The 10,378-nt window shown below is 35.9% G+C and carries 5 protein-coding genes; all 5 read right to left on the bottom strand.

The annotated features are described in order from the left end of the window. Positions 1-88 precede the first annotated feature (88 nt). On the bottom strand, positions 89-1,030 hold the full coding sequence (locus ACEN2I_RS19675) for an outer membrane beta-barrel protein (RefSeq protein ID WP_441767791.1): 942 nt from the start codon (positions 1,028-1,030) through the stop codon (positions 89-91). Positions 1,031-1,206: 176 nt separating this feature from the next. Beyond that, on the bottom strand, positions 1,207-5,745 hold the full coding sequence (dnaE, locus tag ACEN2I_RS19670; protein WP_441767790.1) for a DNA polymerase III subunit alpha: 4,539 nt from the start codon (positions 5,743-5,745) through the stop codon (positions 1,207-1,209). A gap of 208 nt (positions 5,746-5,953) precedes the next feature. After that, positions 5,954-7,642, bottom strand: a complete 1,689-nt coding sequence (locus ACEN2I_RS19665) for a leucine-rich repeat domain-containing protein (protein ID WP_441767789.1) — start codon at positions 7,640-7,642, stop codon at positions 5,954-5,956. A gap of 394 nt (positions 7,643-8,036) precedes the next feature. After that, positions 8,037-8,861: a hypothetical protein gene (locus ACEN2I_RS19660; RefSeq protein ID WP_441767788.1), complete on the bottom strand. Its 825-nt coding sequence runs from the start codon at positions 8,859-8,861 to the stop codon at positions 8,037-8,039. A gap of 71 nt (positions 8,862-8,932) precedes the next feature. Next, the coding region (locus tag ACEN2I_RS19655; protein ID WP_441767787.1) for an MBG domain-containing protein at positions 8,933-10,378 on the bottom strand (1,446 nt) is incomplete at its 5' end.

Below are 10,378 nucleotides of genomic sequence, written 5' to 3'. Positions count from 1 at the left end.
TGCAAGAACGTTCTTGCAACTGTTTAATTAATTATTTTTATCTAATAATCAGTATCGTTTTTTTAGGACGAGACAATTCCTTTAAATTTTATAAGCTGTATTTAAGACCTAAAGTCAAACCTAAACCAGAAATCCCAACATAAGAACTCAATTCGTCAGTTGGTTTTGTACTATCAACACCATTTGGATTCGTTGTAGCATTATTAGAATTAATATCTAAACGATCTTGATAATTTGTGTGAATTTGAGCTGTTGTTCTAGAAGCCAAAGCATCATTACCATTAACTATAAACTCAGTAGTTTCTTTAGTTTTACCATGCACGGTAAAGTTTCTGTATTCTAATTCTGCAAAGGCAGAAATATGTTTTCCTAATTTATAAGATGTTCCTAAAGCAGCCAGAAATCCAACAGTAGGATTAGGCTTAACTTTATCAACGCTATGGACATCAGCCATAATAGGCGCACCAGTAGATGGATTTACACCAACAGGAGCGTATGCATCTGTAGTAATTTCTAAATCCCCATGAACAGGAACAAGAACACCAACTTTAGTATAAGGTTCAAAGCCATGAGCTTCTCCTAAAAACATTACAATTGAAGGTGCAAAATCAAATGCAGTAATTTGTCCAATTGACTTGAAATTGTATACTGCAGGATTTTGACCCGAAGCTGGGATATAAGGGACATCTGATGCCGTTTGTGCCATTGTTTTATCCTTACTAGAGTAATAATTAACTCCTAATTCTACTCCTATACGTGCATTGAATCTATATCCGGCAGTAATTCCTGTTCTGAATCCTTCACCAAAAGATCCTGTAACGCTTTCTTCTGATACTAATTTTCCTCCTACGTAAGTTTTGTCTAATGCAGCTCTTCCACCAACCGTTGGAAATTCTGTAGCAGCAGTCTGAATGAAGTATGATCCTCCTAATTTAAAATACCAGCTTTCCGGTTTATCTGCACTTTCTGTTTGCGCTACTGTAACCATAGAGCAAACTAATAATCCTAATAAAAATAGGTTCTTTTTCATAATTCTGATTTAATTAATTTATACAAAATTAAAGTATTTAAACATACTATATCTTTTGGTTTGTTTGACTTAGAACGAAAACGTTGTAATTTTTAGCAATATTACTAAAAAAGTATTATGCATGCATATTTTTAACGCAAAAAAAATACATACTTCTAAAATTTAACTGTTAAATTTTAATTTAACTTAAAATTGACCTGCATTTTTTCTAATTCCTGCAGCAGTTCTGTAGAGATTTTGACTTTTAATCTTCGGCTTGGCATTGTTAATTTGGTTACTACTTTTATTTCCTCAACCTCTGTTACTTCTTTTATTTTGCCATTCTCTAGGGCTACTTCTGCATCGTCATTTTCATCTGAAAAAACAGCATCTTCCGTTTCTTCAAATTCATTTGCAGTTTCAACTTCAACCAGACGTTTTATTTTTTCTAATTCCATGATCTCAAAAGACACCGTATTATCACCCTTATTTTCATTAAATAAATGACTTAACTTATGAATAAATTCAGTCTGCAGGTCTTTAATATTAAGCAACAAAATCAGTTTTTTAGCAAATGCTTCCAAAACATCCTGTAATTGCCTAACTTCAACAAACTGTAATCTCGGTTCTGATTTTTTGCCTGTGTCATGATTTACCCAGCCCTCTTTAATCAATACTTTTATATGGGCAAAATTATTCTGGATCAGGAAATGGCGGAATTTAAGATATTCTTCATTAAAAATCCGGAACTCATAACTCTCATCATAACCTTCCAGAGTAAACATTGCCCAGCCTTTTCCGTTTTTAGAAATACGATGCTGGACATTGTTGATAATTCCGGCAAAAGTTAGATTTTTACCTACGTATTGCTCCATGCTTTTCAAGGCTTCCAGTCTCGCATTGCAAAAATATTTCATCTCAAATCTAAAATCATCCAAAGGATGTCCTGAAATATAAATTCCGACCACCTCTTTTTCTTTTGCCAGCTTTTCCATGGTGCTCCAGTCTTCACAGGGAGGTACAATAGGTTCTGCAATCTGCACTTCGCTGGTTTCTCCAAACAAACTTACCTGAGATGAGTTTTCGTTTTCCTGATACTTAGAGCCGTATCGCATTGCTTTTTCGTAAAAGGTAATTCCGTCACCGTCATCATGAAAATATTGCGCTCTTGTTGTTCCTTCAAAGGAATCAAAACCTCCCGCAAGAGCCAGATTTTCGATTGCTTTTTTATTGGCTGCACGTAAATCAATACGTTTCGCTAAATCAAAAATTGATTTGTATCTGCCGTCTTTTCTGCTTTCAACAATAGTGGCTACAGCGCCCGAACCGACACCTTTAATTGCTCCCATTCCGAAACGAACCGCATAATCATCATTTACCGTAAATTTATAGTAAGATTCGTTGACACATGGTCCTAAAACCTGCAAGCCCATTCGCTTACACTCTTCCATAAAAAAAGAAACCTGTTTGATATCATTCATATTATTCGAAAGTACCGCTGCCATATATTCTGCGGGATAATGTGCTTTTAAATAGGCTGTCTGGTATGCAATCCAAGCATAACAAGTCGAGTGCGATTTATTGAAGGCGTAACTCGCAAATGCTTCCCAGTCTTTCCAGATTTTCTCCAGAATTTTAGCATCATGCCCTTTTGCAGACGCTTGTTCAACGAACTTAGGTTTCATTTTATCCAGGACGTCCTTTTGTTTTTTCCCCATCGCTTTACGCAAAACGTCGGCCTCACCTTTTGTAAAACCGGCAAGCGATTGGGACAAAAGCATTACCTGCTCCTGATAAACCGTGATTCCATAGGTTTCTCCTAAATATTCTTCGCAGGCATCTAAATCGTATTTGATTTCCTCTTCGCCATTTTTTCTTCGAACGAAAGAGGGAATATATTCTAATGGTCCAGGGCGATACAAGGCGTTCATCGCAATTAAATCGCCAAAAACCGTTGGTTTCAGATCTTTCATGTATTTCTGCATCCCGGGTGACTCATATTGGAAAATCCCAACGGTTTCACCTCTCTGGAAAAGCGCATACGTTTCAAGATCATCAATCGGAAAAGTATCAGGATCCAGATCAATATTTGTTCTGTATTTCACCAGTTTAACGGTATCTTTTATCAAAGTAAGGGTCTTCAGACCCAGAAAATCCATTTTAAGCAATCCTGCACTTTCTGCAACCGAGTTATCAAACTGCGTTACATATAGATCAGAATCTTTTGCAGTGGTAACCGGAACGAAATTCGTAATATCCGATGGCGTAATAATGACGCCACAGGCATGAATTCCGGTATTTCGCATCGAACCTTCCAGGATTTTCGCCTGTTGAATCGTTTCTCCCGCCAAATCACCTTCATTGGCAATGGCAATTAATTCTTTTACCGCATCAAATTCATCAGAACGAAGTGCTTTTTTAACTTCATCTTCGCTTTCCGAAATAAAACGTGCCAAATTCCATTTAGACGGCATCATTCCCGGAATCAATTTGGCAATTCTATCGGCTTCAAATAGTGGTAAATCCAATACACGTGCCGTATCACGAATCGCTGATTTGGTTGCCATTTTACCGTATGTGATAATCTGCGCCACCTGATTTTTACCGTATTTATTAATTACATAATCCATAACACGACCTCTCCCTTCGTCATCAAAGTCGATATCAATATCGGGCATGGAAACACGATCGGGATTCAGGAAACGCTCAAAAAGCAAATCATACTTAATCGGGTCAATATTCGTAATTCCGAGGCAATAAGCTACGGCAGAACCCGCAGCAGATCCACGGCCAGGACCTACAGAAACGTCCATATTTCTGGCCTCAGCAATAAAATCCTGTACAATCAAAAAGTAACCCGGATATCCGGAATTCGAAATCGTCAATAATTCAAAATCCAGACGTTCCTGAATGGACTCCGTAATTTCTCCATATCTTCTTTTGGCACCTTCCATTGTAAGGTGTCGCAAATATTTATTTTCACCGCGAACGCCGCCATCAGCTTCATCTTCTGCTACAAAAAATTCTTGTGGAATATCAAATTTTGGAAGCAATACATCACGATAAAGTGAATAAATTTCGACCTTATCGACAATTTCCTGAATATTGATAATGGCTTCAGGTAAATCAGAAAAGAGTTTTTTCATCTCTTCTTCCGACTTGTAATAATATTCCTGATTGGGTAATCCGTAACGGTAACCACGACCACGGCCAATTGGTGTTGCCTGTTTTTCACCGTCTTTTACACACAATAAAATATCGTGCGCATTGGCATCTTCTTTATTTAAATAATAGGTATTATTTGTCGCAATTAATTTAACATTGTGCTTTTGAGAAAACTCAATCAGTGTTTTGTTGACACGATTTTCATCTTCCTGATTGTGGCGCATAACTTCTAAATAGAAATCATCACCAAATTGTTCCTTCCACCAAATCAAAGCTTCTTCGGCCTGGTTTTCACCTATGTTTAGGATCTTACTCTGAATTTCTCCGTATAAATTTCCGGACAAAACCATAATATCTTCCTTATATTGCTCGATAATTTTTCGGTCAATTCTCGGAACATAATAAAACCCGTCTGTAAAAGCGATCGACGACATTTTTGCCAGATTATGGTAGCCTTTTTTGTTTTTGGCTAATAATACAATCTGATTTCCATTGTCTTTTTTACTTTTATCTAAATGGTTTTCACAAATATTGAATTCGCAACCAACAATTGGCTTCATCTCTGTTTCCGTCGGTTCCTCGCCCGCTTCGACCAATGCTTTGTTTTTTGCAGAAGCCGCTTTATTGTGATTCATAACGGCGCTAACAAAGTGAAAAGCTCCCATCATATTACCGGTATCAGTCATCGCAACCGCCGGGAATTTATTTTTGGCTGTAGCCGAAACAATATTCCCAATTCCTATTGTCGATTGCAATACCGAAAATTGGGTGTGATTGTGTAAATGTGCGTATTTTGCTGCTTTAAAATCTGCTTTCGCCGTTTCTGAAACCTTGCTAAGTGGTTCATCAGTAACTAACGATTTTAACTGTTCCCGAATTTTATCAGAAGCCGCTTTTAAGTTAATGTGTTTTAAACCAATTAACGGAAATTCCTGTGGATTTCTATTTTGGAATTCCTTGAAATAATCCTTAGGAACATCCAGTTCTTCTTTGGTAAAAACCTCTCTTCTGATTAATTCCAAGAAACAACGCGTAGTGGCCTCAACATCGGCAGTTGCGTTGTGCGCTTCTGCGAAAGGTTTATTAAAAAGATATTCGTGTAATTCTGTTAAGGTCGGTAATTTAAATTTTCCTCCACGACCTCCCGGAAGTTTTAGCAATGAGGCCGTAACCTCGGTACATGTATCCAGAACCGGCATCCTACTCATTGGTGAATCCACGCCCATTCGATGAAATTCGGCTCCCATAATATTAACGTCGAAACCTAAATTCTGACCTACAATAAATTTGGTTTTGCTTAAAGCGATATTGAATTTCTCTAACACCTCGACCAACGTGATTCCGTCGGCTTGTGCCAATTCAGTCGAAATTCCGTGAATACGTTCGGCATCATACGGAATATTAAATCCGTCAGGTTTTACTAAATAATCCTGATGTTCAACAAGAGTCCCCATTTCGTCATGCAACTGCCATGCGATCTGAATACAGCGAGGCCAGTTATCAGAATCGGTAATTGGAGCATTCCAGTTTTTGGGTAATCCAGTGGTTTCAGTATCGAATATTAAGTACATAGCTCTTATTGAAGGGGTTGCAATTTTATAAATTTACAAAAAATTGAACTTCAAATTTAGTGATTTTTTTGGGGTATTCTAAGCTTAACTTGTTAACACCTTTAGTAAAGAATAAATAAAAGCAATTTTGAAAACAAAGTCTTTTATAAAAACGAAAAGGCCCGCTATTACAGCGAACCTTCCCAACAATTAAAACTATCTAAAACTATTATTTTTTAATTACTTTTTTAGTAATTATGCCTTCGCTTGACTTCACTTTTACAAAGTACAATCCGGTTGCCAAATTACTTGTATCGATACTGTTTTCAGAAGCCGTTACCGTTTTTTGAATCAATACTTTTCCAGTAGTATCGATTAGTTGAATTGTAGCTTTGTCTGCAGTATTCAATTGCATAAACAGTTCACTATCAACTGGATTTGGATATAACGAAACATCATTTTTTGCTTCAAAATCAATGGTTCCAAGTGTATTGCTACCAGTGATGGAATAAAAATCCTGCCATACTGCTGCTGCTTTGTATTCTTCGACACTCGCTGTGGGAACTACTAATGTACAAGATGAGATATCAGTATTTCCGGAAAACACATTCAATCCACTAATATCCAATGGTGATTCGACAGCACATGTTAGTGACTTTAATTTTGGACAGAAATTAAACGCAAAATCTTTGATATTTGTTACAGTACTAGGAATAGTTACAGAAGCTAACTCTTTACAGCTGGCAAAAACAGCAAACTCTACTGTAGTAATGCCGCTTGGAAACTTAAAACTTGTTACACCTGAACGATTAAATGCATATTCTCCGATAGAAGTAACTGAATTAGGTACATCTATTGTCGCTAATCTTGTACAATATTGAAAAGCCTCATCTCCAATGGAAGTAACTGAGGCTGGAATATTTATAGTCGTTAAACTTTCACAATAAGAAAAAGCATCATTTCCTATAGAAGCAACTGAACTACCCATTTTAACCATACTTAATTCAGAACATTCCTCAAAGGTATATTCATCAATAGCAGCAACATTATCACCAATAACAACAGAAGTTATATCTTGATTATATTTAAAAGCACGAGGATCAATTTCAGTTACATTATACCCCTTTTCATTATATTGAATTGTTGCAGGTATTGTAATAGATCCTGAATAACGATTTTCTGTATTTACTATAACTTTTACAGTCCCAACCCAATTTCCGGAATGTTTTACAGCCCCTGCATCTATGTCTGAAGTGATCTCATAAGCTATATCATCTAGAATAAATGGAGCTACATCAGTAATGGGATCAAAATCCTGCCATACAGCTGCTGCTTTATAACTATTTAAACTAGCTGTAGGAACAATTAATCGGCAACTTGAAGAATCAAAAGCTCCAAATCCATTTTCTGGATCAATTGGTAATGGAGAAGAAATATTACATATAATCTGGGTTAAACTAAAACATTGGTTAAAAACAGTTGCTCCAAGAGAAATAACTGAAGATGGAAGAGTTAATGAGATTAAACTGTAACAACTATCAAAAGCAGCATCTCCAATTGTAGTAATTCCTTCTGAAAGACTAATTTTAGTTAAATAATTAGACCCTGAAAAAGCAGACGCTCCAATTGTAGTAACCTTAGCTCCTACTTCTACAGTCAGTAGATTTTCACTATTAGCGAAAGCAGATGCTCCAATTTCAGTAACATCAAATGTACCAAATGTTTCAGAAGTTACAGTTGAAGGAATGACTATATCATTTTCATAGCCTGACGGATTAGCTATAACTTTTACAGTTGTACCTGAAATAATTTCATAAGTAATCCCATCAACTACAAAAGTTTCAACCGGATCAATTGTTTTAGCCGAAGCTATAGTTATATTCACTAAAGCGAATATCAAAAGTAATTTTTTAATCATATTTTCTATTTAAAATTTGTTTATAAATAGCCTTAACAAATAAACCGTCGCTCATAAATAGTTTAAATTCCGGTTTTTATCTCTGCTTTGTTCTAAGCGAATTGCAACATTTTGTTTTTTATGCTAAAGAACACTTGAATAGAAACCGCAATTAATTACACCTAACAGTCATTTATTTGGCCCCTAATTAATAAAACAAATTTATTATATAGAAAAAAAATCGAGTAGCCCATTAAGGCAAATCAATAGCCCAATCAGACATTTTTAATGTTTTTTTAGAAGAAAGAATAAATTGACGCTGAATTTTAAATAAATGCTATTCAACACCGCATTATAAAACGAAAAGGCCCTGATTTCTCAAGACCTTCTATCACAATATTAATTTGATTTAAATTTAGTTGAAATTCCATCCTAAAGTCAATCCCCATGCTACAGGTAAAACATCTGCATTTTTATCTGTGCTATACAATCCATTCAATTTTCTGGCTTCAATAGATGTCGGATTATATCCTATAAATGACTCTTTGCTATCCTGATCAAGTATTGTTCCGAATCCTTTTTCAAGAAATAATGCTGTATATAATGAATTTTTCTTTCCGATATCAAACGTAAATCCGACTTCAAATGAAGACATAAAAATCCCTTTGGTTTGGTATTCTCCAGTTGCCGAATAATTACTTTGTGTTCCAAAACCATATTCTGGTAAATCCGTAATAGTTAAATTGACACCCGGGTAATAAGCAGTTCCACTAACGTAATCTGCAGTAGCACTGATTTTATAACTAAGAGGCAAAAAATACTTTCCTCCAACCCGAAAACCAAAATCAACTCCTTTACTCATGCTTGATTTAAATTCTACAAAAAGCGGAATTTGAATGGCCTGTAAGGTTTGTTTTTCGTTATAGTTGTCTACTGTAACGGTATAAACAAAAGCTGAAGTAGAAGCATCAACTTCGTAATTTGTCAGAGAAGATAAAGATGAAGATATCTCCTGTTTATATTGCGAAAACTCTAAACCAGCTCCAATTCCGATATTTTTTGTTACCGAATAAATATATCCTGCTTTTACTGACCCTCCCATTTTTTTATCTGCGATAATTCCATCTACATCACTTTGAATCTCACTCAATCCAGATTGGACACCTACATAAAATTGAGCCGTAATTACCTGAGAAAAAAGAATCGCTACAATTAGTATACACTTACTATTAAATTTCATACTTATATTTTTTTCATTCGCATAACCTCTCCTCATTTTTACATAAATGAGGAGAGAATCTGCCTGTTTTTTTAGTTTTTTACCAGAAGATTTTTAGTGAAATAGCTTCCATTTGACAATGTTAGCGTTATAATATAAATTCCTTCCACAGTTGGCGCTTGTAAGGTTGTAGTACTTTCATTCGTAGAGATATTCTGTACTAATGCACCATTTACAGCAAAAATGCTAATCTTGGCATTTTGCATTTTAGAGCCCTCTACCGTAGTAACCAATTCAAAACTAGCATTACTTCTAACAGGATTAGGGACAATTTTAACGTTCTCAGCCACTACTGAAGACGATAATATTAATGGACATGTCGTAATTACAGTTCCATCTATTTTTGTAGCCACAGCATAATATGTCCCGTTTAAACCTCCAGTTTCTTTATAATACTGTAAGTTTTGACCAGACACTAAAACACCATTTTTATACCAAGCATACGATTTAAATTCATTAGAACTATTATCAAAGAAAATAACATCTGCGAACTGTTGTTTAATTAAATTTGGCTGACTGTTTACTATAGGTAATACCACTACCTGAGCAGCATTATAATTATTGTCCCCAGCTTGAGCAGCAGTAATATTTGCAGATCCATAATTTTCAAACACTAATGAACCATTTGAAATCGTTACAGTATTAGCATTAGAAGAAGTATAACTCACATCCAAACCACTGCTTGAAGTAGCTGTTAATATAGTTGTAGTTTCTCCATCACAACCCGATCCCAAAGTTTGATTCCAAGTAATTTGCTGATCTGCTTTTGTAATTGTAAAATCTGCTGGCTCATACGTTATAGCGTAGTTGGTATTATTCAAACTGCTTGCAATAGCATACGTTCCAACGTTGTTTCCAGTTGCTCTGGACAAAGAACCTGTAAAAGTATCTCCTGTTTCTAAACCTGGTACAACCGAATAGGTCAAAACAGGATCTGCTGTGCCATACACTTTTGTTTTTGCATCTGCGGTTACAGTAATTGCTTTAGTCGTAATTGTAAAATCTGCTGGCGCATACGTTATAGCGTAGTTGGTATTAATCAAACTGCTTGCAATAGCATACGTTCCAACGCTGTTTCCAGTTGCTCTGGACAAAGAACCTGTAAAAGCATCTCCAGTTTCTAAACCTGGTACAACCGAATACGTCAAGACAGGATCTGCTGTGCCATACACTTTTGTTTTTGCATCTGCGGTTACAGTAATTGCCTTAGCTGTAATTGTAAAATCTGCTGGCGCATACGTTATAGCGTAGTTGGTATTAATCAAACTGCTTGCAATAGCATACGTTCCAACGCTGTTTCCAGTTGCTCTGGACAAAGAACCTGTAAAAGCATCTCCAGTTTCTAAACCTGGTACAACCGAATACGTCAAGACAGGATCTGCTGTGCCATACACTTTTGTTTTTGCATCTGCGGTTACAGTAATTGCCTTAGCTGTAATTGTAAAATCTGCTGGCGCATACGTTATAGCGTAGTTGGT

Origin of the sequence: Flavobacterium sp. W22_SRS_FK3 (assembly GCF_052113665.1) — a bacterium.
In the GTDB taxonomy this organism is placed as follows: domain Bacteria; phylum Bacteroidota; class Bacteroidia; order Flavobacteriales; family Flavobacteriaceae; genus Flavobacterium.
This window is presented reverse-complemented; position numbering and strand designations above follow the sequence as displayed.